At 46.1% G+C, this 25,502-nt stretch carries 21 protein-coding genes; 8 read left to right on the top strand and 13 right to left on the bottom strand.

Annotated features, from left to right (window positions below; genetic code table 11):
* Positions 1 to 35 precede the first annotated feature (35 nt).
* On the bottom strand, positions 36 to 2,204 hold the full coding sequence (locus tag ACMA1I_RS20400) for a DUF349 domain-containing protein (RefSeq protein ID WP_337070327.1): 2,169 nt from the start codon (positions 2,202 to 2,204) through the stop codon (positions 36 to 38).
* A 30-nt stretch (positions 2,205 to 2,234) separates the two neighbouring features.
* A complete protein-coding gene (locus ACMA1I_RS20395; RefSeq protein ID WP_337070326.1) occupies positions 2,235 to 2,804 on the bottom strand; it encodes a YqgE/AlgH family protein in 570 nt (189 codons plus the stop codon).
* Between the two features lie 248 nt (positions 2,805 to 3,052).
* Between ACMA1I_RS20395 and pdxH the strand changes: the two genes are divergently transcribed.
* The 4 genes from pdxH (at position 3,053) to ACMA1I_RS20375 (ending at position 7,162) form a co-directional block, all read left to right on the top strand.
* A complete protein-coding gene (pdxH, locus tag ACMA1I_RS20390; protein ID WP_337070325.1) occupies positions 3,053 to 3,703 on the top strand; it encodes a pyridoxamine 5'-phosphate oxidase in 651 nt (216 codons plus the stop codon).
* 178 nt (positions 3,704 to 3,881) lie between these two features.
* A complete protein-coding gene (locus ACMA1I_RS20385) occupies positions 3,882 to 5,180 on the top strand; it encodes a DUF1015 domain-containing protein (protein ID WP_337070324.1) in 1,299 nt (432 codons plus the stop codon).
* Entirely contained in the window at positions 5,146 to 5,724 is a 579-nt protein-coding gene (locus ACMA1I_RS20380; RefSeq protein ID WP_337070323.1) for a Maf family nucleotide pyrophosphatase, read from the top strand. The genes ACMA1I_RS20385 and ACMA1I_RS20380 overlap by 35 nt, the downstream gene beginning before the upstream one ends.
* 253 nt (positions 5,725 to 5,977) lie before the next feature.
* A complete protein-coding gene (locus tag ACMA1I_RS20375) occupies positions 5,978 to 7,162 on the top strand; it encodes a class I SAM-dependent rRNA methyltransferase (RefSeq protein ID WP_337070322.1) in 1,185 nt (394 codons plus the stop codon).
* 94 nt (positions 7,163 to 7,256) lie between these two features.
* Here the strand turns inward: ACMA1I_RS20375 and ACMA1I_RS20370 are convergent, their stop codons facing one another.
* The 6 genes from ACMA1I_RS20370 to ACMA1I_RS20345 all read right to left on the bottom strand — a co-directional run bounded on the left by ACMA1I_RS20370 (position 7,257) and on the right by ACMA1I_RS20345 (position 13,032).
* Positions 7,257 to 8,279 (bottom strand): SDR family NAD(P)-dependent oxidoreductase, encoded by a 1,023-nt coding sequence (locus ACMA1I_RS20370; RefSeq protein WP_337070321.1) that lies wholly within the window; start codon positions 8,277 to 8,279, stop codon positions 7,257 to 7,259.
* A gap of 101 nt (positions 8,280 to 8,380) precedes the next feature.
* Positions 8,381 to 9,154, bottom strand: coding sequence for an outer membrane beta-barrel protein (locus ACMA1I_RS20365; RefSeq protein WP_337070320.1), 774 nt, complete (start codon positions 9,152 to 9,154; stop codon positions 8,381 to 8,383).
* Between the two features lie 319 nt (positions 9,155 to 9,473).
* The gene (locus ACMA1I_RS20360) at positions 9,474 to 10,388 is read right to left on the bottom strand and encodes a M28 family peptidase (RefSeq protein ID WP_337070319.1); all 915 of its coding nucleotides are present in this window, start codon (positions 10,386 to 10,388) and stop codon (positions 9,474 to 9,476) included.
* A gap of 260 nt (positions 10,389 to 10,648) precedes the next feature.
* A complete protein-coding gene (locus ACMA1I_RS20355; protein WP_337070318.1) occupies positions 10,649 to 11,236 on the bottom strand; it encodes a hypothetical protein in 588 nt (195 codons plus the stop codon).
* 16 nt (positions 11,237 to 11,252) lie between these two features.
* On the bottom strand, positions 11,253 to 11,975 hold the full coding sequence (locus tag ACMA1I_RS20350; protein WP_337070317.1) for a head GIN domain-containing protein: 723 nt from the start codon (positions 11,973 to 11,975) through the stop codon (positions 11,253 to 11,255).
* 118 nt (positions 11,976 to 12,093) lie between these two features.
* Positions 12,094 to 13,032 (bottom strand): membrane-binding protein, encoded by a 939-nt coding sequence (locus ACMA1I_RS20345; protein ID WP_337070316.1) that lies wholly within the window; start codon positions 13,030 to 13,032, stop codon positions 12,094 to 12,096.
* A 240-nt stretch (positions 13,033 to 13,272) separates the two neighbouring features.
* On the opposite strand from ACMA1I_RS20345, the gene ACMA1I_RS20340 reads away from it, so the two are divergent.
* Positions 13,273 to 14,682, top strand: a complete 1,410-nt coding sequence (locus tag ACMA1I_RS20340; RefSeq protein ID WP_337070315.1) for a sodium:solute symporter family protein — start codon at positions 13,273 to 13,275, stop codon at positions 14,680 to 14,682.
* Between the two features lie 21 nt (positions 14,683 to 14,703).
* Here ACMA1I_RS20340 and ACMA1I_RS20335 read toward each other — a convergent pair whose 3' ends face one another.
* The 5 genes from ACMA1I_RS20335 to ACMA1I_RS20315 all read right to left on the bottom strand — a co-directional run bounded on the left by ACMA1I_RS20335 (position 14,704) and on the right by ACMA1I_RS20315 (position 21,383).
* On the bottom strand, positions 14,704 to 15,879 hold the full coding sequence (locus ACMA1I_RS20335) for a Gfo/Idh/MocA family oxidoreductase (protein ID WP_337070314.1): 1,176 nt from the start codon (positions 15,877 to 15,879) through the stop codon (positions 14,704 to 14,706).
* A gap of 124 nt (positions 15,880 to 16,003) precedes the next feature.
* Complete coding sequence (locus tag ACMA1I_RS20330) at positions 16,004 to 16,630, bottom strand: hypothetical protein (RefSeq protein ID WP_337070313.1); 627 nt, start codon at positions 16,628 to 16,630, stop codon at positions 16,004 to 16,006.
* A gap of 211 nt (positions 16,631 to 16,841) precedes the next feature.
* Positions 16,842 to 17,585, bottom strand: coding sequence for an SRPBCC family protein (locus ACMA1I_RS20325; RefSeq protein WP_337070312.1), 744 nt, complete (start codon positions 17,583 to 17,585; stop codon positions 16,842 to 16,844).
* A gap of 411 nt (positions 17,586 to 17,996) precedes the next feature.
* Positions 17,997 to 20,267 carry a Tex family protein gene (locus ACMA1I_RS20320; protein ID WP_337070311.1) on the bottom strand — a complete coding sequence of 757 codons (2,271 nt, stop codon included), beginning with the start codon at positions 20,265 to 20,267 and terminating at the stop codon, positions 17,997 to 17,999.
* Positions 20,268 to 20,582: 315 nt separating this feature from the next.
* Positions 20,583 to 21,383, bottom strand: a complete 801-nt coding sequence (locus ACMA1I_RS20315) for a hypothetical protein (protein ID WP_337070310.1) — start codon at positions 21,381 to 21,383, stop codon at positions 20,583 to 20,585.
* A gap of 968 nt (positions 21,384 to 22,351) precedes the next feature.
* Here ACMA1I_RS20315 and ACMA1I_RS20310 point away from each other — a divergent pair.
* The 3 genes from ACMA1I_RS20310 (at position 22,352) to ACMA1I_RS20300 (ending at position 25,457) form a co-directional block, all read left to right on the top strand.
* Positions 22,352 to 22,621 carry a hypothetical protein gene (locus ACMA1I_RS20310; RefSeq protein ID WP_414703954.1) on the top strand — a complete coding sequence of 90 codons (270 nt, stop codon included), beginning with the start codon at positions 22,352 to 22,354 and terminating at the stop codon, positions 22,619 to 22,621.
* Positions 22,622 to 22,994: 373 nt separating this feature from the next.
* On the top strand, positions 22,995 to 24,038 hold the full coding sequence (gene dinB / locus ACMA1I_RS20305) for a DNA polymerase IV (RefSeq protein ID WP_414703955.1): 1,044 nt from the start codon (positions 22,995 to 22,997) through the stop codon (positions 24,036 to 24,038).
* Positions 24,039 to 24,371: 333 nt separating this feature from the next.
* Positions 24,372 to 25,457, top strand: a complete 1,086-nt coding sequence (locus ACMA1I_RS20300; RefSeq protein WP_337070307.1) for an alpha/beta hydrolase family protein — start codon at positions 24,372 to 24,374, stop codon at positions 25,455 to 25,457.
* The last annotated feature ends 45 nt before the right edge of the window (positions 25,458 to 25,502 follow it).

Raw genomic sequence — 25,502 nt, 5'->3', positions numbered from 1 at the left:
GCAGAGTAAGTTTTTGGAAATCAGGGATAAAAAATTTATCCCCTGAATGCCTGCTGTTGTCGGTATAGCAGATCTATACGCTTTTGCGCCTCCTCTATACGGGCCTCATACTCTTCGCGGAGCTTATCGGCATTTTTGGAACGGGCAAAAAACTCAATATTAGTACGCAGTGTCTGAATATCGTTTTGCAGCTGGGCTATTTCGCGACGAATGGATTGCTCGCGCTGTTGTAGCTTATGACCGGCGTCTGGCGTGTGCTTCAGCCTGTCGACCTGCAGCCTTACCAACAGATCGTTTCTTTCTTCGTAAGATAGCTGCGGCACCCGCTCCAGGAAATCTGCCATAAGCGCCAGGAATCTCTCTTCTACTTTTGGATTGCTGCGCTTGCCTTTGTCTAAGGCACTCCACTGTGCCACCAGGTCTTCATACTCCTCTATAGAGGTCGTGGCAGTAGGAGCTGCAAGCTTGGCGGCAATGGTGTCGCAAAGCTCCATCTTTTCGGAGGCCATTTTATCGAGTTCTGCGCCGCGCTGCTGCTCATGTGCCTGCTTGCGGTCAAAAAACTCGTTGCAGGCACTTCGGAAGCGCTGCCAGATTTTGTCTGAATATTTGTCTGGCACACGGCCTACAGTCTTCCATTTTTTCTGCAACTGAATCAGCTTCTCCTTGGTGGAGTTCCAGTCGGTGCTGTCTTTCAGGCTTTCAGCTTCTTCGCAAAGTTCCGTTTTGATGCGAAGGTTTTGCATCTTCTGGTCATCCAGGGTTTTAAAGAACTGGTTTTTATGCTGGAAAAATGCCTTGTAGTTGCCCCAGAACGTTTTGTTTACTTCTTCGGCATATTCTTTTGGTACTAATCCGGCAGCATCCCACTCCTCTTTCAGCTTCTGAATCTCGTCTGTTTTATCGCGCCATTCGTTTATACGATCAGTATTAAAGCCCTGAAATGTCATGAGGCGCTCTAGCAGCGCGCGCTTGGTCGCCAGGTTCTCCATCTCCTTCGTCTTCCGGTCTTCCTGGTATGCACGGCGGTGTTCGTGTACTTTTTCTGAGGCAACTATAAAGCGGTCCCACACCACATCGCGTTGGTCGTTTGGCACAGGGCCAATATTCTTCCACTCTTCGTGCAGGTGGCGTAGCTCCTGCAGCGCTTTGTTGATCGACGGTTCATGCTCCAGGGCTTCTGCACGCTCAATGAGTTGGAGTTTGGCATCCAGGTTCCGTTTTCGGTCCAGCTCCTTTAGCTCATAAAATATGCTGCGGTTGTTGTAAAAAATATCGAGCAAGGCATGGTAAGAATCCCAAAGCACCTGCGCCTCTCCTGCCGGTACTGGTCCTATAGTTTTCCATTCCTGTTGAAGTTTCTTAAGTTCTTCGCCGCTGTTTTTGGTTTCGGCAGACTCTACCAACTCACGTAGTTTGTTGAGCAGTTCACGCTTGCGTTCCAGGTTTTTTACGCGCTGCTCTTCTGATTGCTGGCGCTCCTGGAAGCGGGTTTCTCTAAATGAAGTCAGCAGTTTTTCCAGATCCTGGTGCTCTTGCGGCGCATGGTATTCAAAATCTTCTTCGCTACCGTCTTCTCTTTTGAATTGCTCCAGCGCTTCGCCTTTTTGCTCCTGAAACCTAAGGTCGTAATGGCGGTAAAGCTCGTTTATGGTTTTATACTTTTTGCGCGCATCCGGGCTTTTTAGCAGAGATGCTAATTGCTGTCGAAGTTCCTCCTGCGATAGCTGGCTATAGTCTGCCGCTTCCACCTCTTCCTCATGTTCCTCCTCCTCATGGTGAGTGTCTGTTATAGAGGTGCCTGGTGCAGTATTTTCTGCTGGAGCCTGTGCTACAGGGCTGGCTGCAACGGGGGCAGGTACTCCTTCTTCCTGTACTGTTTCCTGTGCTGAGGCAATAGCCTCTTCTTGTTCAGTAATGGATGCCGTTTCTTCTTCTGTTGTAAGATCGGGCTGTATTTCGGGTTGTGCCTCTTTTGGAACGTTGGTTTGCTCCTGTGCCTCTGCTGCAGGTGCACCAACCGGCTCCTGCTGGTGCTCCTCAGCCGAAGGAGTCTGCTGTTCTTCTTTGGCGTTTAGCTCGGCCAGGCGCTTCTCCAGAATTTCCTGTGGTGTGTCGGCTTTTCCTTCAAGTTTATTAGTAGTATCCAGGTTCTCAGGCTTTTCAGCACCGGCAGTGTCCATATTTTTATTTTCAGTTGTCATGTCAGCAAGTTTAAGTGTAACGATATCTCGTTAGTTTAGGCGTGGATCAATCGGGTAGTTGGAAAGCACTTTATATTTGCCTCCCATTTGGCGCAAAAGCTCGTGCCAAAGACTACCTGACTCAAAATTAAACAATTTATTCACAGCATTGTTATTTACTATCCAAACATTTTTATTAATTTCTTCCTGAAGCTGCCCAGCAGTCCAACCAGAGTAACCCAAAAAGAACCGAATATCAGCTGTTGCTACTGTTCCAGCGCTTATTCTGGCCTTAAGTGCTTCAAAATCACCGCCCCAGTATACATTTTCACCTAATTTAATGGCTTCAGGCAGATCAGGCAGCCGATGTACATAATGTAGTGTATTATACTGTACAGGCCCACCTATACCCAGCTCTATATCAAACGAACTTTCAAAGACATCTAATACATCTGAAAGCATCAGGTTAGACATTTTGTTGAGCACTAAGCCAAAGGTGCCCTCCTGCTCTTCATGATTACATAGCAAGATCACCGACCGTTCAAAATTAGGGTCACCCAAAAACGGTTCAGATATCAAAACGCTTCCGGCTTGGAGCACTATCTCACTCTTTTCTTCCATCAGATGCTGTTTATATATGCTAATAAGTGATAGTAACAAATAACCAACTGCTTACTTAATAATAACAACTTATAGTTTCTTACGCAAAGAAAGCGATATAGTAACAGATATGGGCAATTACCCTCCAGATACTTAATTTTAAAATATTAAACTTAAGCTATATTTAAAGTAAAGCCTGCCGAAGAGGCTATTTTTATTGTTTTCAGCCAGTCTATTTTTTGCTACTTTTGATAAAAACACGCTTTCCTATGGCTTTATCTCATAACATCGCAGACATTCGCATAAACTACTCCAAGAAGGAGTTAACAGAAGATGTTGTTTCAAAGGATCCGCTCCAGCAGTTTAGCACATGGCTGCAGGAAGCAATTGAGGCAGAGGTGCTGGAGCCGACAGCTTTTGTACTCTCAACGGTAGATAATAGAAACCGCCCCTCCTCCCGAGTCCTTCTTCTGAAAGACGTTTCAGAGAACGGCTTCACGTTCTTCACGAATTATGAGAGCAGAAAAGGTCGTTGCATAGAAGAAAACCCGTTTGTAGCCCTTACTTTCTTTTGGCCGGAGCTGGAGCGGCAGGTACGCATTGAGGGGCAGGTGCGCAAAGTAGATACTGGGTTTTCTGATGATTATTTTCATAGCCGCCCAAGAGGAAGCCAGATCGGAGCCTGGGCTTCTCCCCAGAGCCGCGAAATCAGCAGTCGGTCGGTATTAGAAGACGCAGGCAAGCGATACGAGATAGAGTTTGCCGATAAGGAGCTGGTGCCCCGCCCACCGCACTGGGGAGGCTACAGTCTCAGCCCCGACTACATCGAATTCTGGCAGGGCCGCCCTAACCGCCTGCACGACCGCATTGTTTTTGAAAAGCAGGAAACCACCTGGCTTACCAAGCGTTTAGCACCTTGATGCTGATGCTGATGCTGGTTTGTTCGGTAGCAGACACCATTAACTCAAACTGCTTCGGAGCTTCACATGAGGCTGGAGCATCCAGGACAGTAGCAGAGAATACAGGCACCTAAAAAGTTTTTCTGAAGTAGTTATCAAAACGAATTACTTCGAAACCAAATAACCACCAACACGAAGAATGGCAGAAATACTCCCGCTGAGGCCATGGCGCTACAACGACCAGCTGCACCTGAACATAGATGATCTTACCTCGCCCTTGTTTGATGTGGTATCGTTAAAACAACGGCAGAACCTTTACCGCAACAGCTTTAATAGCATTCACCTTTCTGTGCCTCAGGGCGAGCAGCCTGCACAGGATGCCGCGCGTTTACTTCAAACCTGGAAAGAGCAGCAGGTGCTGTTGCAGGACCCATTGCCCGGCATCTATGTGTACTACCAGTACTTCAGGTTACCGGGCAGCAGCAAGGAGTATTGCCGCAAAGGTTTTATCTGCCATATCAAAGCCTACGACTGGAGTGAGCAGGTTTTGTTGCGCCACGAAGGTACTATACCAAGCTCTGTAAACGATCGCATAGATCTACTGGAGCACACGCAACTAAATAGCAGCCCCACCCACGGCCTCTACACCGATCCTACCTTTGTGCTGGAAACTTATATGGATGAAGCCATAAATGCTCCTCTGTACGAAACAGAAGATTACCAGGGCGTAAGAGATGTGCTGGCTGTAATTCAGGACAGGAGCATCATGAAGTTATTTATAGATACGCTGCAGCCATTGCAGATTCTGCTGGCCGATGGCCACCACCGCTACGAAGGTTCCCTGGCCTATAGAAAAAAAAGGAGTAGCCAAAACAGCAACCATACTGGCAAGGAAGGATATAACTACCACCTCATGTACCTGACCAACACCGAGGCCGACGATTTACGCATTTTACCAACTCACCGGGTGCTGCAGGATATGCCGCTATCCGACGAAGCATTTTTGGAGCAGTTGCGGCAGTACTTTACCGTTACTCCCAAAGCAGATCCTTACGAACTGAACGAAGTAATAACTGGTAAGCCTTGGGCTTTTGGCCTTTATCTTTCAGGAGAGTCATATAAACTGCGCCTGAAACCGGAAGTGCTCCCACTAATAAACTGGGATATGCCGCAGGAGGTGAAGGAACTGGACTTAACGGTAATGCACTTCTTCATTTTTGAAAAAATTTTAGGCATCGGCCGCGAGGCGCAACGAACACACGAGGGACTGCAGTACGTCCGCAACTTTACCGCTTGTATTAGCCAGGTTGAGGCAGGAACTGCAAGGCTGGCGCTCATCACCAACGAAGTCACCATAGAACAGGTGAAAAAAGTTTGCTACAGTGGCGCCATGATGCCGCAGAAATCGACGTTTTTTTACCCCAAAGTTATTAGTGGATTTTTATTTAGCTCTATCAAAGAAGATGAATTTGTTACAGCCACTGCTGCTTGCCTCTAACTCGCCCCGAAGAAAAGAACTGCTTACTGGTTTAGGGCTGGCCTACACCGTAAAAGTGAAGGAAGTAAACGAAGATTTTCCGGACCACCTCTCTCCTTCTGAAGTGGCCGAATTTTTAGCCTCCCATAAAGCAGAAGCCTATGCCCAGGATATCAGCAGCGAAGTGCTCCTTACTGCCGATACTATTGTATCGGCAGGGGGAAAAATTTTAAACAAGCCAGCTACCTACGCGGAGGCTTTTGAAATGCTGCGACTGCTCTCTGGCACGAGCCATCAGGTCATCACCGGTGTTTGCCTGCTCTCCAAAACCTTTAAGCACGTTTTTCACGATACCACCAATGTCTATTTTAAATCATTGACTGATGCAGAGATAGATTACTACCTGCAGGAGTACCAGCCTTACGACAAAGCAGGCGCGTACGGTATTCAGGAGTGGATCGGGATGATTGGAATTGAGCGCATAGAAGGTTCCTATTTTAACGTAGTTGGCCTGCCTGTGCAAATGCTCTACACCAAGCTGGTAGAACTAAAGGTAATTGCATAAGCGATAGATTGGAATTTGTAGTACTTTTGCAAACTGGTTTAGCCATTATCAGGCAAAGCCGGTGCAGGTAAGGTCCCATTAACAAGAGACAGAGCAACAGTGCAGTCTTCTAAAGTTAAGTTGCTGCAGATTTCCTTATTCTTCTAATAAAAACAGCCTTCCGGAGGTATTTTTGGAAGAAATGACCTTAGGGATGCACTGTTTTGGAGCACCTTCGATTACTTTTTAATTCACAGAATTCCAATTCAATTACATGTCGATCATTAAATTATATTTAGCAAACGGTAAAGAGCATTCACTTAAACGGTTTCACCCTTGGGTGTTTTCCGGTGCTATAAAGAAAATAGAAGGAGAACCCAAAGAAGGAGATGTGGTGGAGGTATATTCCAGCAAGCGCGAATTTTTGGGAATGGGCCATTATGCGCCGGGCTCCATTGCCGTTCGCATTATTTCTTTTGAGCAGGTGGAGCCGGACCTTGCCTTCTGGAAAAACAAAGTGCAGCAGGCGTACGATTTCCGCAACAGGCTCGGCATGATCGACAACCCGCACACCGATGTATACCGCCTTTTGTATGCAGAAGGCGACAATGTGCCAGGGCTGATTGTAGATGTATACAAAGATACTGCTGTTTTACAGGCTCACTCCCTGGGTATGCACCAGGCACGCCACCTCATTGCCCAGGCCTTACAAGAAGTGTACGGCGATAAGTTAAAAGCAATTTACGATAAGAGTGCAGAATCGCTTCCGCAAAAGGCGCAGACAGGAGCACAAAACGGTTATTTGTTTGGTGAGTCTTCGGCCGGTACCGTGGTAAACGAAAACGATCACCAGTTTTTTGTGGATTGGGAAAGTGGCCAGAAAACCGGCTTTTTTATAGATCAGAGGGAAAACCGCAGCCTGTTGGCCCATTACGTCAAAGGGAAATCGGTGCTGAATACTTTCTGTTACACTGGCGGCTTTTCTGTGTATGCGCTTAATGCCGGTGCCAGCGAAGTACACTCGGTCGATAGCTCCAAAAAAGCCATTGAACTAACTGAACGCAACGCGGCCCTAAGCCAGGCACCTGACCGCCACGAAGCCTTTGCCATAGACACATTTGAGTTCTTGAAAGGCAAAGAAGACCGATACGATGTTATTATTCTGGACCCTCCTGCATTTGCCAAGAGCCAGAATGTACGCCATAATGCCCTAATGGGGTACAAACGCCTTAATGCCGAAGCTATGCGCAAAATAAAACCAGGTGGCATTTTATTCACCTTCTCCTGCTCGCAAGTGGTAGATAAGTATTTATTTAACAACACTGTAATGGCAGCTGCTATAGAGGCCGGGCGCACTATCAAAATCATGCACCACCTCTCGCAGCCAGCCGATCATCCGATATCTATTTTCCACCCCGAAGGCGAATACCTGAAAGGCTTAGTCCTTTTTGTGGAATAGAACTTAAAAACCTCTGGAAGGGCTCATTAATTCTGCTAATGAAAATGGACTTCCAGAGGGCTTTTTAGGTAATATGACAATAGGGCTTTCGTACTTAAAACTGATTGTTTTTTTGAGCGGCTTCCTGTGTTTTCTTTGTTAAGGGCGACATAGATATTGGGGATTCGCTCTGAAAGCCTTTGGCCCTGCTTTTGCCGATGCCTCCTTCGTCGGGTAACAGGCCATTGATGGCGGCAAAGATCTGCGACATGAGCTCCGGTGAAAAGTCGTGCAGGAAGGCTCCTATTTTGGCAGGAAGTGTGGTAATAATCTCAGCATCTCCATGGCGCAAGGCATCCAGTATTTTTTCTGCTGTCGCTTCTACACTCATAGAAGAAAGCGTGTTAGAATCCATTATTTTGAAGAGAGCATACTCCTTTTTGTGCTGACCTTTTACAACGGCATGGCGCGGACTGCCAGAACGCATCAAACCGGGAGTGGCAGTGGTAACGGTTATATTAAACTTCTTCAGTTCTGCACGCAAGCCTTCTGATAGTCCAACTAAGGCAAATTTGCCGGCGCTGTAAGGTACCAGGTGCGGTACACTTATTTTACCGCCAATCGACGACACATTTAGTATGCGTCCGCCTCCCCGCTCCTTCATGCTATCTACCACTGCCAGCGTAGTGTAGAGCGGACCCCAAAAATGGGTGTTTATAGATTCTTCGTAATCCTGAACGGTCATTTCTCCAACAGGACCAGCATGTATTACACCAGCGTTGTTTATCAATACATCTACAGGGCCGAAGCTGTTCTGCACCTGGGCCACCATTTTCTCCACCTCTGCCCTGTCTGTTACGTCGCAGGTTATCACCAATACCTCGGCTCCTTTTTCTTCCAGTTCCTGCCGAGCGTTTTCCAGCTGCTGCTCGTTACGGGAACATAGCACCAGTCGGGCTCCTTCTGCAGCCAGCTGCCGGGCCATCACCAAACCTAGGCCACGGGCCCCGCCGGTTATCAATACTACCTTGTTCTTGAAGTCGTAGGCGTTTAGTGCCCTGTTAATTGCCCTGATGGCTACCAGAGCTCCAGCGCCTGCAGCCAGCCACCAAAGTTTCTTTTTCTGCTTCTTATTCATCTTTAAGGAATAGTTTGGTTATTGGCAGGCACAAAAAAACCTGCACCCATCCGTAAACTTACGGCAGATGCAGGTTCGAGTTAATCACAAATTCAGGTTCTTTACTTGCCTCCGTAGTTCTTCTTCGAAAAAATATTGTTTTTCAGAAAAGGCGTGTATAGCAGTTTTACAGCGGCAATGCCATAATGGTCTTTGTTGTTCGGATTTCCCAGTCGTGGTCCTATATTGTCTAAGTAGTCGGTAGTGGTAACGTGGTATACAAGTTCCGGCGCAATACTAAACTCATCGTTGAGTCTGAAACGTAAGCCTCCACCGAAGGAGAACACAGGAGCAAAAGCAGGATAATCCCGCTCGTTATCGTATGTTACCTGAGAGTCGTTTAAGCCTCTGTTGCCAGGGTAGGAAGTGGCTGTGTAGTAAATAAAACCTGCTCCAACTTTTACAAAAGGCACTACAAACCGCTTGTGGGAAGAGCGGTAATTGCCGGAGCCGCTATAGCTGTCTAACAGGTTCAGGACCATCATTGCCGATACTTCTACCACCTCCGACTGAAACGCAACATTAAGCCTTTGGCTGGGGTCTTTCTCTACAGCTCCTAACCGGAAATAGTCGAGCTCACCGCTTATACCAAGGTACGGGCTCATTTTGTAAAGCGTTCCAATGCTGAAATTAGGCTTAAAATCGTTACAATCCCAGGAGCCGCAGATATCGCTTTTAATGGCAGCCACACCTGTACCCATCTGAACGACGAAACCTCTTTCAGGCACATTGCTCATGCCTCTTCTTTTGTAATAGCCCGATTGGCCAAAACCTTGTTCGGGAAAATAGCTGAGCGAAAAAATCAATAATATTATAAGGTAGAATTTTTTGTTCATATGCTTAACAGTCTATGTCGGCTTGTTTTACAAGCCATGGCCAACACTGCTTTTATTAAGTTAAGAATTAGACTAACGTTTGTCAGGAAATTGCGTGACTAAGGTAACAGTTTTGAAACTTTATAGTCCTATCAGCACCTTATGCTTTTCTACGTTTAATCTTATAGAACAGATGAAAATCTGGTTATTTTGATATTAGAATATTCAAAATATCATATAAATTAAAATAATCAGCTGGTTCGCAAAATACCTGAAACTGGAGCAGACTCTTATAATTTGAAAATTAAATTTATAACCGTTTGTTTATGAAGAGTTTAAATTAATCTGTGTAGTTAGAGGCGGGTTTGTAGCTTTGATCGAACAGCTGGAGGAAGTTTAGGACGAGTGTGGTGGCATCAGCATAAAATGGCCGGTTTATTTGAGCGAAGGTATCGGTAGCTTTATGGTAATGCGGATGGTCCTCTACACCAAAATACACAAACGGAATCTGGCGCTTGTAAAACTGGTAATGATCCGATTGATTCGTCCAGTCATGTTGCCCCTGCTCTGGCTGGTCGTGGCCCAACATGAGTTTAGCATTTGCAAGTGGCTCTACCTGCTGCAGGTAGGGAGCCAGCCACGGGTTATGATAGGTTCCACTTGCATACAGTTCGCCTTTATTATTTATGCTGAGCATGTCGAGGTTTACATTAAGCAGGATCTTAGAAAGCGCAACAGGTGGGTTATTTAAAAAAGCAGAAGCTCCTTGTAGCCCTAGTTCCTCTCCGTCTAATGCGGCAAAGATAAGTGTATGCTCCGGTTTTTGCCTTTGAAAGTAGGCGGCGACAGCTAAGAGCGCGCTTACCCCGGAAGCATTGTCATCGGCACCGTTAAATATGTTGCCGTTGCGCTGGCCTAAGTGATCGTAGTGGGCTGTTACAACAATGGCCTTATCCGTTTTGCCCGGGATATAACCAATTATGTTAGCTGCCTGCTCTACTACCTCCTGCTTGTGCTGCAACCTGAAGTGCTGCCGATAAGAATTTCCGAAAGGCTTGAGTCCAATACTTTTAAAGCGGCTTTCCAAATACTGCTGCGCCTTCCGGTTTCCAATAGTTCCGCTTCTTCGCCCTTCCATGGAGTCGGCTGAAAGAGCCTGGATGTCCTGGAACAGCTGTATGGTATCCAGGTCTATTCGCTGTGCCAAGCCAGGCAAAAAGCACAACAGCAAAAAAGGTAAAATAAGGACTTTCATAGAGGAGGTAGTGGTTTACCCAAAACGGATTTAGTTTTCAATTATTCTAATTAATTCACCCTTCCGGAGCTAATGTGGAGGTTTCAAGCTAAGGGTATTATTTGGAGTGATGTACAAAAAGAGAGGCAGCGGCTATCTGTTGCCGCTGCCTCATTCTATTAATTTCTGCCAAAGTTTTATTTATTTACTTCAGATTCTATGTGTTCTCAGTTACGCCTCCAAAGGAAGAGCCATCGCTGCAAATAAATTGCTTCAGGAGCTTAGTCCTTTATATTGATAAAGGCAGGAAGTTCGAAGGGACCTACAGAGGTTTGAATAGTCGGCTTGATCTGCAACGTTATTTTCGGCTTATCTGCTGCATCGGCCTGAGCGAACAGAGTAGCCAGCCGCATAAGGTGTGAAATGCTGGGGCGGCCGTTCTCCGTGGTAAGCGTAACAGGGGAGTTTAACGAAATGGTGTTAAGCCCGTTGTGCAACTCGACTGGCTCGTTCACTATACCCTGGGCGGTGTTAGTGCCGTTTACCAGCACCTGCCATTTAAGTTGCGTTACCGTCATGGAGCGTTCCTGAGTTCCTTCCGGCAGTTTCACATCAAGTGCCAATTTAGAAGAAGCCGCCAGCTTATTTTCGGAAACAGCTGAAAAAAGAATGGCTGCATCGCTGAAAGAGAAATCTTCCGGACGCTTTTTACTTAAAAGGTCGATGCCGTTCAAATGTATTTCATTAATGCCTACTAAATTATACTTTGCCTCCCGAAAGGCATCTACATCTTTTTTTGTGCTGCAGGAAAAGCCCAGCAGCACCAGGACCATAAATAGTGAAAACTGAAAGAAAGATCTCTTCAACATTGCTGAGTTAAGTTTTTTAACGCTTCTCGACTTTACCAGAACCTGATATATTGGTGGTTACAGTCGGGTTGCCTTTGTAATAAATTTTGCCACTACCACTAATGTCTGCCTCCAATATGGTATTAACAGAAACCTCTGCTTCACCAGAGCCCGAAATTTTTACAAGAGATCTATCGGTAGCGAGGCCATAAGTATGTGCCTTCCCTGAACCTGAGATGGATACATCCTGCTGTTCTGCTATTCCGTTTATCTCTGCATCTCCTGAGCCGGAAATCTGCGTAATGGCGTGATCTGCGGTAAAGTTAGCTTTTATTTTGCCTGATCCATTAATCAAGGTCTTAAATTCGTCTACATCAAACCTATTCTGCAAATTTATCTCCCCGGAACCGTTTACTTCGGCGTGTGTCAATGTCGGAACAGTAATATACACCTCTATGGTTTCGTGCTTACGGAAGCAGCTTTCAGTTTCTACATCCCAAATGCCGTTTGAGATGTCGCGGTTGAGGTCATCAAGGACATTGGGCTCAGCCCTTACCTCTACCCGCTGCCGATTTCCTTTACTGATGTACACTTTGGAGCTGCCATTCACTTTTACTCCCTTGAGGTTAGCCAGCTCAAAGGTTCTGGTTTCAATACTGCCTTCGCCTTTTTTGCATCTGGCCTCGTCTCCGCAGGCGCTCAGTAGCCCAAGTGCCAGCAGGCACAGGTAGCCGTTAATTGAGAAAAAATTGGGTTTCATAGTTTTATGTGGTTTATATATTGATGTTCAGGCTAATCTACCGGCAATATGTTCAGCTCTCCTGTTCTTCAATATCTAAACCTGATCTAAACCAATTGCCCTTTATTGTTAATGGCTTTTAGGTTCTCAGCAAACTCAGGTATCCTACTTTCTGCCCTTTCTGATTGACCAGGATGCCATTCTCTGTTACAAATACTGCATGCAAAAACTCGCTTTCTAAATAAAAAGGGTAGCTCCTGCTGTTGGTGCGTGCCATTTTGCCAATAACTTTGGTGCCATTTTCCGTAACATGCACCAGGTTCATGCGGGTAGTAAGGTAAATCTGCTCGCGAGGAGCAGCACTGAAATTCACCTTCCTCAGGACATCTTTGCTTAAGAGTACTCCTGTTGTATGAGAAGAGGCTTTTGCTACAGGCTGCGGCTGGCGTTGCACACTTACCTGTGGTTGCGTCGTTATTTCCGGCTCAGCAGAGGCAACGGTTTGGTCTTTATCAAGGCCTTTGCTGCTGGCTATTATTTGAGAATCGGCAGTGCGCCAGCCCTTACTGATTGCTGCCAAGCGATAACTTCTGCCAGGGTGTGTAGAGGAGTTGCGTTCTTCTGATAGAAGACTCATGGCAGCCTGCGCTTCTTCCAGGCTGGCTCCCATCTTTCGAAGCACAAAACCAGAGAACTCATCTGCTTCCAGCTCGTCGGCATGGTTACTTCCTTTGCCGGTAAGGGTGTGGCCATTCAGGTGGTGACCTATTTCATGGGCTAATATGCTTACACCTGCCCAGTCGGTGCGCACCGCGTTGTTGATGGATGCAAGAAAACGCTCATTGTAAAGAATATAACGTTTGCCTCCGTAAACTACAGCGGCGGCATTTTCAATGTTAGCGGCACGTACCTCGAAGCGGGGCTTTAAACCTATTACTTCGTTAATCTCAGCAATAATATCACGAGGGCCCACTGCTGCAACAGAGCTGGCGGCAGGCGCAACTGTAAAGGCACTTGCAGCAGAGGCAGCACCTAAAGTCAGTCCTATCAGTAGCGTAAATATTTTAAAGTATTTCATGTCCAGATCGTTATTAGCCTACAGATGCCTTACATAACGTAAAGGCGCTATATGTTGGTATAAGATTAGTAGCAAGTACTTTGCCAAAATTGTTTACTTCTGTTAGGAGCTGGTAGTAGGTATAGGTGGTGCAACAGGATCTTGCAGGAGCGGCACTCTTGTTTCGAATGTATAGCGTCGGCCATGGCCATTTCGAACTAGTAAATTTTATGTTTATTTTTGCGGCAAAACCATTTGTGGATGCTGATCTTTTTTGTCCTGCTTTACCTGCTGTTTAACCTTGGTGTTGGGTTCTGGGCTTCGCGCCGTGTACACAATACAAAAGACTTTTTGCTGGCCGGCCGCCAACTTCCATTCTATATTTCTACGACTGTAGTGTTTGCCACCTGGTTCGGCTCCGAAACATTGCTTGGGGCCTCTTCTGAATTTGCGCAGCACGGCTTATTAGGAGTTATTGAAGATCCGTTTGGGGCGGCTCTTTGCCTGTTGCTTGTCGGACTTTTTTTTGCTAAAAAGCTGTATCGACTCAACTTGCTCACCATGGGCGATTATTACCGCATTCGGTACAACAAGGCAACAGAGCGAGTAGCTGCCATTTTTATGGCCCTTTCTTACTTTGGCTGGGTTGCCGCGCAAATGGTGGCATTGGGAATAGTCATGAACCAGGTTTTTGGAATTTCCACCAGCCTAGGTGTGGTGTGTGGAAGCTTGATGGTGGTGATTTACACCTATTTAGGCGGTATGTGGTCTGTCTCGATCACCGATTTTATCCAAACGGTCATGATTATTCTGGGGCTGATTTTTATTACCTACAGCCTTACCCGCGAGGCAGATCTGCAAGAAGTAACAGCAGCCTTGCCTGGAGATTTTTTCAGGATGACTCCTCCAACACGAAATTTGAGCACCTGGCTCAACTACTTTGCCCTCTGGATCACCATCGGCCTTGGATCTATTCCGCAGCAGGATGTTTTTCAGCGGGTTATGTCGGCTAAGTCGGAGCGAGTGGCGGTGTTATCTTCTATCAGTGCCGGGTTTCTGTACCTTTCCGTTGCCTTTATGCCCTTGCTGCTGGCGCTCTATGCACGTTTGCTTCACCCTGATCTGATGCAGGAAGATGCCCAGTTGCTGGTGCCGGGGCTAGTGTTGCGCTCTACATCCCTCTGGGTAAAGGTGTTATTTTTCGGGGCGCTAATTTCAGCCATTATTAGTACAGCCAGTGGGGCTATTCTGGCACCCGCCTCGGTCATAAGCGAGAATCTGTTGCGGCCACTTCTTCGGAATCCCTCTGACGCTAAACTGCTGCAACTCTCCCGTGGGTGCGTACTGTTAGTAGCCGCCGTATCTATGACAATGGCACTGCTGCGGACTAATATTTATGAACTGGTGAGCGAATCATCAGCACTCAGTCTGGTTTCGTTGTTTGTGCCGCTGGTGGCAGGGCTCTACTGGAAGCGCTCAACTTCTGCTGGAGCCATGTTATCCATGTTGTTGGGGATGAGCATATGGCTGCTTTGCCTTTACCTGAACACTTCCATAAATCCCATGCTATTTGGGTTGGCAGGAAGTGTAGCAGGGATGTTGCTAGGGCAATGGCTTCCGGATAATGTTGCTCCTAGAGAAGCTTTACAACAAAATTCAGTTTCTCTTTAAATGTTGGGCAAATGCCAGAGATTATGCTGGTATAGTTACTCTTTTGCCTGTGCGAGCAGCTTCATAAATGGCTTCCATGATTTTAACATCTCGCAGCCCCATTTCACCTGGTACCTTGGTAGGCTTGTTTTCTAAAATGCTTTGCGAAATGCCATCCATCTGCAGGGCCTGCTCAAACACCTGCGGATAATCCATTTTGCCTTCGCTGGTTTCTCCTTCTTTGCCGTCGTAGGCATAGGCAGGGCTTACGCGCCACCACCCGTTTTCTGCTTCTCCAGCTAACAGGTTGGCTTCGGTGCTATAGCTTGTGTTGGAGTTCGCTATTACGCCATCAGGAAATTCCAGTTGCCAGCTAATAGACTCTTCTACATCCTTAAAATATTCCGGATTTGTGACCTTGCCGAATTGTGCTGTAACTGCCACAGGATCCCTCCCCATGGTGTAGCATGCCCCCTGCACGCAATAAATGCCCACATCCATGAGTGGACCTCCGCCAGATAGTTTTCTATCTAAGCGCCAGACATCAGGGCTATCTTTTGTCATGTCCTGGCTATTGTCTGCTTTTATGCTTTTAACCTTACCGAATACCTGCTTTTGCCCAAGCTCCATCACTCGTTGGTTATATGGCTCAAAGTGGAGGCGGTACCCAATCGCTAAGGTCACATTGTTCTCCCGGCAGGCATCGAGCATCCGCTGGCAATCTTCTACAGTGGTAGCCATGGGCTTTTCGCATATAACATGTTTTCCTGCTTTTGCTGCCCTTATGGTATACTCGGCGTGCATGCTGTTTGGCAGCACCACATACACTACATCGATGTCAGGGTTGTCTTTTATTTGATCGAAGTTCTGATAATTGTAAACGTTCTTATCTGCGATGTTGTAAGCTTTTTGCCACTCCGCCACTTTAGATGGTGTGCCGGTTACAATGCCGGCCAGGTAGCAATGTTTTGTTTCTTTTAGCGCAGGCGCCAGCTGCTCCTTGCTGTACTGGCCAAGGCCAACCAAAGCAATGCCCAATTTTCTCGTGTTGGCCTGTTCCTGCTGGTCCTGGTCAGCTGTACCGGCTTGCTCATTGCCTCCCCCCTCCGATTGGCAGGAGCTCAGATTGAGCAAGGGTATGCCTAAGGCTGTTGTTCCCAATGCTAAAGAAAAACGTTTAATGAAGTTTCGGCGGTTGGGTATAGGTTTTTGATTCATAGCAAACAGTTTGGTAGAAAATGATTGGGGTTTAACAAATAATTCAGGTAACAATCTTAAAACTCAATGTTTATTACTTCTCTTCATGTCACCTGCTATTCCTTTGCCCTGGGCCCAACTAAGGTTATGGATTAGGTGGTGCACTGGGTTTAGAGACAGATATAAACTGAGGAGATTCTATATTGCCAAGTGGTGTTTTAATGGTCGGCTTAATTTGAAAGGTAATGGCCTGCCTGATGTCTCCTCCACTGCTGATCAGGTTAATTACTCTAGAAAGCCCTTCGTAATTTGGCAGGCCATTTACCTCGGATAACTGCACTTGCGTTTTTACAGGAATTTGGTTTTCGCCATCATGCAGAACCATCGTCTCGTGCACAGTCCCAGTAAAGGCTTCTTCCCCATCTACCAGCACCAACCATTTCATCTGAGTCACGGTCAGGCGCTGCTCTCCTGTGGCCTCACGTAGGGAAACTTGAAGTAGCAGAGTCGCCTCCAGCGGCAGGTTGTTTGCCGACACCGCAGCCAATAGTGCATCTCGCTCTTCTGCACTTAAACGTTGTCCGCTTTCTGCCCGCTCCTGCAGGTCGATGTTGTTGAGCCGAGCTTGCTCCACACCAAGCAGGCGGTAATCTGCCTCTGTAAAGGCTTTAATATCCTGCGTCTGCTGACACTGTGAAAAGCATAAACACAGGTTTATAAGCAGCAGGGGCTGCAGAACTAACCTGGCTATAATAGGAGACATTACTTTCATGTATGGAAAATCTACAACAAAATAAATTTCCTTCTATAATTCTAATTTACTGGCTCAGCAAAAGGGTAATAGAATCTGGTAAACTTCATGAAACAACCTGAGTCTGAGAATGAAAGGATTGCCTCTGGAAGACCTTTTCCATTAGAGAAATTTGAGGAAAGCCTTTGGCATTAACCAACGCTTCTTTTATTAGCTACAGTTACAGACGTAGCTACTGTACTTTAATTTCACCTGTTTCCATTAAACGCTTAAACCGCCTAATGTCTTTGAGGATCATTTCCTTCAGCATGGGATTGAGCAGTTTAGCAGCCATGCCTCCCATGGCTCCTGCTGGCGGCCGATAAGAAATTGAAGCTTGCACAATGGTCTCCCCACTTGAAGGGGCATCTGAAAACCTGACTTCACCGGCATTGTCTATATCGGCAGCAGGAAGAGATCGCCAGGCAATTAGCTCATTTTCTCGTTCTGCTATAATATCTGCACCCCAAGAAATGGAGCCGATGCCACCAGGAATGCGGGCATTCCAATGGGAGCGTTTGGGGCCTAATTGCTGCACGCTCTCGAGGTGCTCCATAAACTTGGGCAGGTTGTCGAGTTGCCGCCAGAATTGGTATACCTCCGCCCGTGGCTTGTTGATAGTAACAGTACTGGTTATATCTATAGAAATATCTTCGTCTGTGGCTGTGTCTCGGCCTATAGCTGAGTTTACGGGGCAATGGCCAGTTGCGCTCCGGTACAACAACGCTCCGCCGGCTGCAGCCAAAACTAACCCAACGGCATTCGGTTTACGCAGACCATAGAAGGTCAGCAGCGCGCCACCCACTGCAGAAGCAATTCGCTCCGATTTCCCCACGTTGATGTGGCTGGAACCATTAGCTGGCGGATTGATATGTGTTGTTTGCAGAAGTTCTGAGGAGTATTTGTTGAAAGTATCCATACCGTTTTCTTTTTTCATGGATACGAGCTATAGCAACTGTATTGTTACTGTTTTATATTATTTCTCTTTTATTATAGTTTCATATGCCACCTATAACTTCTGGATTTTTTATAAAACAAGCACAAGTATAATTTGACTAACCCTTAATAAAGGATAGGTTTATTAAGGGCACAATATCCTTATCTCTTAAATGCTCTAAAGAAACCTATCGGGCTAAATTCTGTTTTCAATTCTTCTAATAAAAATGACCTTCCAGAGGAGAATTCTCTGAATTTTAGCCGATGCTCCCATAGGGCCAAATCCTAGCTTAGTTTTAAAAGATAAGGCTGCTTGCCCTCCTGCTCAGAAGTGCTAGACTTAAAATAGAAAAGCCGACCCAGTATTATGGAGCGGCTTTTCCTGATTTAAGATTGTAAGTGATTTACTATCTCATTTAAACTTGCCTTTCAGCATGGCCAGCTTTGCCTGGAAGTCGTTCAGTTCTTCAACTTTTTCTTTTTTGGCACCTCCCTTGGCTGCACCTCCTCTGGCACTTCCGCCTCCTGTTGGTCTGGCTGCATTCGGGTCGCCTTTCATAGAGAGGGAAATACGCTTGCGCGGCACATCTACCTCCATCACCGTCACTTCTACTTTCTGCCCTACCTTTACCACATCATGCGGATTGGTTACAAAGCGATCAGAAAGATGGCTCACGTGTACCAGCCCGTCCTGGTGCACACCTACATCAACAAAGGCACCAAAGGCCGTGATGTTGGTCACAATGCCAGGCAGTTTCATGCCTTCGCGCAGATCTTTGATTTCGTTTACACCTTCTGTAAAACTAAAAGCTTCGAAAGTCTGACGTGGGTCGCGGCCCGGTTTAGCCAATTCGCTAATGATGTCCTGTAAAGTAGGCAACCCTACTGCCTCCGTCACATATTTTTTAAGGTCAATCTGCTTGCGCAATTCCTCACGCTGCATCAGGTCTCTTACCGTTACACCCAGATCTTTTGCCATCTGCTCCACAATGGGGTAGCTTTCCGGGTGCACTGCTGAGGCATCGAGTGGGTTTTCTGCATCTTGTAGGCGTAGGAACCCTGCCGCCTGCTCAAAAGCTTTATCGCCCAGGCGAGGCACTTTCTTTAGTTCCGCACGGGTTCTGAAAGGGCCGTTCTGGTTACGGTACTCCACGATGTTTTGAGCCAGTGCAGGTCCCAAACCAGATACATAGGTGAGCAATTGCTTGCTGGCAGTGTTTACTTCTACACCTACGGCGTTTACACAACTCATCACCACATCATCCAGGGAGTGTTTTAAGGCAGACTGGTCCACATCGTGCTGATACTGACCCACGCCAATAGACTTAGGATCAATTTTCACCAGTTCGGCCAGCGGGTCCATGAGGCGACGACCTATAGAAACTGCGCCACGCACAGTTATGTCCTGATCCGGGAATTCGTTACGGGCTACTTCCGAAGCAGAATAGATAGATGCACCACTTTCATTCACCATGAGCACCTGTACGGTTGCGGGTAGGTTAAGGCCTCGCACAAAGGATTCTGTTTCGCGGCTTGCGGTGCCGTTACCAATGGCTACTGCCTCTACTTCGTAGCGGGTAACCAGGTATTTAACCGATTGGGCTGCCTCCTGTGCTTTCTGCTGACCTGTGTGCGGATAAACGGTTTCGTTATGCAGCAGTTTACCCTGCTTGTCGAGCACCACCAGTTTACAGCCTGTTCTGAACCCAGGGTCGAGGGCCAATACAGTTTTTTGGCCAAGTGGCGACGTTAGGAGTAACTGACGCAGGTTATCGGCAAATACTTTGATGGCTTCTTCGTCTGCACGCTTTTTGGAGCTAAGACGCACCTCTGTCTCCATGCTAAGTTTAAGAAGGCGTTTGTAGCAATCTTTGGCAGCCAAGCGAACTTGCTCAGAAGCAGGACCATGGCCTTTCACAAACATGTCTTCCAGTTTCGCTAAGGCTTCTTCTTCTTCTGGCTGCGCGCTCAGCATGAGCACCATTTCGGTTTCGCCGCGGCGCATGGCTAATATACGATGCGAAGGAGCTTTCTCAATTGGTTCTTCCCACTCGAAATAGTCTTTGTATTTCTGGCCTTCCTCTTCCTTACCCATCATCACACGGCTTTTAAACACGCCCTTCTTCTCGAAAAGCTGGCGCATGGTAGCACGTGCCTCCACGTTCTCGTTCATCCATTCCGCCATTATGTCTCGGGCTCCGGCAAGTGCTTCTTCCGCATCCTTCACCTCTTTTTCTTCCGAAACATACTGAGCAGCCTCAGCGGCAATATCAAAAGCCTCCTGCTCGAACAGGCGCTGTGCCAGCGGCTCCAGCCCTTTTTCGCGGGCAATGGTGGCGCGTGTCCGGCGCTTTGGCTTGTAAGGAAGGTAAAGGTCTTCCAGCGCGGTCATGGTCTCGGCAGCCATGAGCTGTGCTTCCAGTTCCGGTGTTAGCTTTTCCTGATCTCTGATAGATTTCAGAATGCTTTCACGGCGCTTGTCAAGCTCACGAAGCTGCTCCAGGCGGTCGCGTATAGCAGCAACAGCCACCTCATCTAAGGAGCCTGTTGCCTCTTTGCGATAACGTGAAATAAAAGGTACGGTCGCCCCCTCATCCAACAGTTCTGCCGTAGCCTGCACCTGCTTTATTGTCAGGCTCAGCTCTTTGGCCACTTTTAACAAATGGTCTAAATTCGGTTCCATATTCTAAATTGATGAAAAATCTTTACTCTCTGTTCCTGATGCCCAAAGCAGAAAGGCTCTGGCCAGGTAAAGTTAAATGCAGAATATGAAGAGGCGACTATATGGAGGGAAGGCAGAAGGGGCCGTTGCAGCTTTTGCTCTGGCTCTTTTACTGATAACTCCTCCGGGCTGCCGCCTACAAATCCTGATTCAATTCGTCAAATTTAGAATATATTGCCTTAACCAAAAACTTGCTTTTTCTGTTTTTGCTTAAAAGGCCATTAGAGCAGCTTTTAAATTTAATTTATGCCCTGTACTCAAAAGCAGCCAAAGAGGCTAAGTTCCTGACTGCCTTTGTCGTGGCCGCGATTGAGCCACCTGTGCTGCTGAGCGATATTCATATAGTTGGCGCGCATGCTGAAGAGAGCTGGTTGAGATGGTGAAAGTATTATGAAAAATTTCTTCTTTGCCTTCCTGGCAGGAGTAATTTTCATACACCTGAAACTGAAGTCCGTCTGGCAGAGGATTGGGTGCTTTAAAGGAAAAAGTGGCGCACCCGTGACCGAAGGCTTCTTTCAACACGAAATGATGACCAGCCTCATCGAAACATCCGGTTAGGTAGGCAGTAGTTTCGAATTCGGTACCTATAAAAATGAAGTATACCTTCCAGTCATTTACTGTTTCATAAAGTTGCACATCTCTTATGGCGAACGACTCCTTCTCCAATTTGGAATTCTTATTTTTTCGTAGGTTATCGTAAAAGGAAGTGGCAATGTTATGCGCTACAGTGGCTGGAATACTGCTGGCGCTTGTACTGACATGCGAAGAGAGCATGTCTTTGTTTATGTTGCGGTTGTAAATAGTATAAGCTAATTTTTCTCTAAAAAGCAGATAATCCTCTTCAGTAGAAATAGCATGTGCCGGTGTAAAGGGTATCGAAACATAGGGTGCTGTATCAAGAGGTGAAGATGTACTTACAAATAGGGCTGATTTTTTTCCGGGGAGTTGATGCTGTACTGCCTCCTTGTTATCGCTGCAGCTGCTGTTAATCAGGGCCAATAGCAAGAAGCTAGGTGGCAGGGCGGCTGCTAGCTTAAGAGGCAGATGTAACAGGTAATGACCAAAAGATATAAGCATAAGCCAGCAGGAATTAAGTGATTCTTTTTGCTGCTAAGGAGCAAGCTAAACGAACAGAGGCCATTACACTAGTACCTGCTTCCTTCCGGCGCCTTTCTACGTTAGTATTGAGTTGGAGCGGTTTAGCATTTGGCAGCAAATAGATCAAAACAAACTACAAGCAATACCTTAGTGCAATATTTCTGTTTTAATTATAACATTAAAAGTACGAAGATTTCTGAATAATCAAATACATTATTATGTTTATTTAAAATAGAATAAAAACAATGCTGCTATTTGATAGGCTTATCTATTATTCTGATACCTATAATAGCATACTCTTTTATAATACGAAATAAGGTATCTTCCTATAGAAGAATGGTTTATAAAATATTTGGTATATTTTAATTGAGCTATTTGTACCAGCTGTACCTAGATATTGACAAATTTTTAAAATGAACTTAATATTTTACTGGATTTAAATTTTAAGCGCTTCTAATACATTAGTTTCTGTCAAAATTGTTTTTACACATGGATAAGGCTGCAAAAAATATTTCGGCTTGAGCTGCTATTATGGCAACAAAACAGCCCCTGTTTCACGTATTACACCCATAGGATATTCCTCTATAAATTTCTGGAAAAGTAAAGCAGCGGCTGTAAGCAACTTACAACCTCTATTGAATCTTTTTCTAGACAGCATAAGCCAAAGGATAGTGAATTTCAGTAAATTAAAATACTGAAGTCGAAAATTATTAATATGTTGATTATTAGTAATTTAAGATTTCGTAAAAATATTTATAATTATTTTTTGTTTTATTTTATCTTTTTTTACATTTGTATTCTATAACATCTATATATAGCTTAGGTTAAGTTATAAAGCGTTGTAAGTGTTTAACAGCCTTGCAACCAGATATTGAGCCAGTTGCCTCAGGGACACCCGTAGATGCATTAAATTATTTTATATAAATTTTTTAGAGAACAAACCGAATATGCAGACTGCAGAAAAACCTTTAAACGTTGTGGAGACGGTACTGAAAGTTTCCAGGAATCAGACGTTAAGCGCTGAGCCGATTATCAGCTACCTTAATGAAATGAAGCCTAGTGAACTCATGGACCATTTAAAATTGGTATTGGAGTATGCATCTTGTGGCGTTGTGCACCGGGAGTCTGGAAAAACAGATGAACACATTGGAGAAACTATGCGGTTCGTTCACGGTTTGCGTAATGCCATCAAAAAAGCTACCGGAGAAGTAAAATAAAATTCTACAGACATATCAGGCGAAGTAGCTTCACATGCTGGTTCGCCTGATTATTTATGCCTATTCCTTAACCTATACAACAAACACCGCTGTCACCCTACCTTTTACCAGGTTTTTCTCAGATACCTGCTTTCCAGTTTTTAAAGTTAGGATTACTTTTGATCCAATTATTCCAATAAGAGCCGCTTCGTGAGGCAAAAACGGCTTTATTTTCCTCAGGCTGCAACCATGCTATGCCATTGCCTCTAACTGGTGCAAGTGCAAAAAGTATTGTAAATTCGCATCATTACTTGCGGCACCTGTTGCGCCCTGGTAATGCAGAAGAGACTAACATACCTTGAGCCAGCCCATCCGTAAAATTATTCATGTAGACATGGACGCATTCTTTGCGTCGGTGGAGCAGCGGGATAACCCGGAGCTGAGGGGAAAGCCCGTAGCAGTGGGAGGTTCCAGAGCGCGTGGCGTGGTGGCAGCGGCAAGTTATGAAGCCCGTCGGTTCGGAGTATTTTCAGCTATGGCCTCCCGGATCGCTATTCAAAAGTGTCCGCAGCTCATCTTCGTAAAGCCTCGTTTTGAAGTTTATAGTGCCGTGTCGCGGCAGATACGGGAGATTTTTCATGCCTATACCGATCTGGTAGAACCGTTGTCGCTGGACGAAGCCTACCTTGATGTGACCGAAAATAAGGTAGGCATGCCATCTGCCAGTATTATTGCCAAAGAAATTAAAGCCCGTATTTTAGAAGAAACAAAGCTTACGGCCTCAGCCGGTGTTTCTTATAACAAGTTCCTGGCTAAAATTGCCTCTGATATGAACAAACCAGACGGTTTTACGCTCATAACGCCAGATAAGGCAGAGGATTTGGTGGCTAGTCTGGCCATCGAAAAGTTTCATGGCATAGGAAAGGTGACTGCAGCCAAAATGCAGGCTATGGGAATAGCAACGGGAGGTAACCTTCGGGAGCGGACCGAGCACGAGCTGGTGCAGCGTTTTGGTAAAGTAGGCCGTTATTATTTCCGGATTGCCAGGGCCCAGGACGAACGACTGGTGCAGCCACACAGAGTGCGCAAATCGATTGGCTCTGAGCGGACATTTGATACAGACCTGGCCGAGGAGGAAGAAATGCTGGAGCGTCTGCAGTTTCTGGCCCAGGAGGTGGCACAGGACATGGCACGGCTACAGGCAACTGCCAAAACCGTTACGCTGAAACTTAAATATTTTGATTTCACCATCCAAACCCGAAGTAAAACGCTGGTACAATACCTGAGTGCGTCCGATGCCATTTTTACCGTTGCCCGCGACCTGCTCCGCACGCCGCAATTGCCTGCCTATCCGGTAAGGTTGCTCGGTATCTCTGTTTCTAATCTGCTGTACCAGCACGAGCTGACCTCCAACTACCAACTTACCTTCGACTTTTAGCCTATATTTTAACCAACCTTGGCCCATTTCATAACAAAAACCCTCCTGAAGGGTTATTTCATTAGAATATTTTAAATATTAGAAGATGTATATTTTTTAATAAAATCATTTCTTTTGACAGTCCGCTTATAAACTTTTGATATATTGATTCGTTAGAGCCATGTGGCTTTATAAAAAAGAGTCGGTACATCGGCAGTAAGTGTTGTCATCGTCTCCACTTGATAGTTAAAATTATAACACCTCCCCTACCCTTGCGCTGCTGCTGCGTTTTGTGGTGCAATGGTAGGTAAAACATCCTTTTAACAGACGGATTAGTTCTTCTTCATGAATTCAATGAAAAATATAAAATTACTGCCTTACCGGGTTCTGTATATGCTGGTTTGCTTTTACTTGATTTCCTGCTCCGGCGATAAAAAAAATGCTTCAGAAATCTCCATCCCCAAAGAGCCGCCCAAATATTCTGAAAGGGGCTATACAACCTCAAAAGCTTACCCTGCTACCTTTGCCGAAGAGAGTTTTGACGCCTGGCAACGAGAAATTCCACAGGTGCGGAAAGTAAATATTACTTCATCGGCAGACGGCAAGGCAGAGCCAGCCTTATTCTATGATTCCGGGTCTCAGAAGAGCAAGCCCTTGCTGGTGGTGCTGCACAGTTGGAGTAGCGAGTATCTGCAGGAAGTAAGCATTCCGTATGCCGAGTGGGCAAAGGAAAAGGATTGGGTGTTTATTCATCCTAACTACAGGGGAGCCTTTAATAACCCGGAAGCCACTGCCTCCGATCTGGCCGTGCAGGATATTGTGGACGCGGTTAACTTTGCTAAAGAAAATGCAGCTATAGACCCATCTCGTGTGTATCTGGTAGGTTCATCTGGCGGCGCTATGACGGCACTGGTGGTGGCGGGGCGCTTTCCAGAAATATGGGCCGGCGTGGTTGCCTGGGTTCCGATTCTTGATCTTGCCGATTGGCACAAGTTTAATTTGTACTACCCCGACCGGGTATATAACCAGCAATTGGAGGCTTCTTGCGGGGGAGCACCCGAACCTGGAAGCGAAGTAATGAAAGAGTACAAGCGCCGCAGCCCCATTACTTACCTTGAAAATGCTTCCAACATCCCTGTTTTTCTGGCACATGGTATAAAAGATGTTTTAGTGCCAGCCAGCCACTCCATGCGCGCCTTTAACATGCTTGCTGCTCCTGCCGATACCATAACGCAAAAGCAAATGAAGCACATCGACCAGGAAAAAGAGTTGCCAGAAGACCTGGAAGGAACGAACCAGGATCCGTATTTCTCTCCTACAGACCCGGCCGTGGTTTTTAATAGGGAGTCGGCCAACGTAAAATTGGTGCTTTTTGAGGGGGTGCACGATATGGCCTACAACCCTACCCTGCTTTGGCTAAACGATCAGCAGCGGCAGTAAAATAAAAATCCAAACCTTGTTGGTTACTCAATTTTAAGAATTGGA

The sequence above is a fragment of the Pontibacter sp. 13R65 genome (genome assembly GCF_047525655.1).
GTDB lineage: Bacteria > Bacteroidota > Bacteroidia > Cytophagales > Hymenobacteraceae > Pontibacter.
This window is presented reverse-complemented; position numbering and strand designations above follow the sequence as displayed.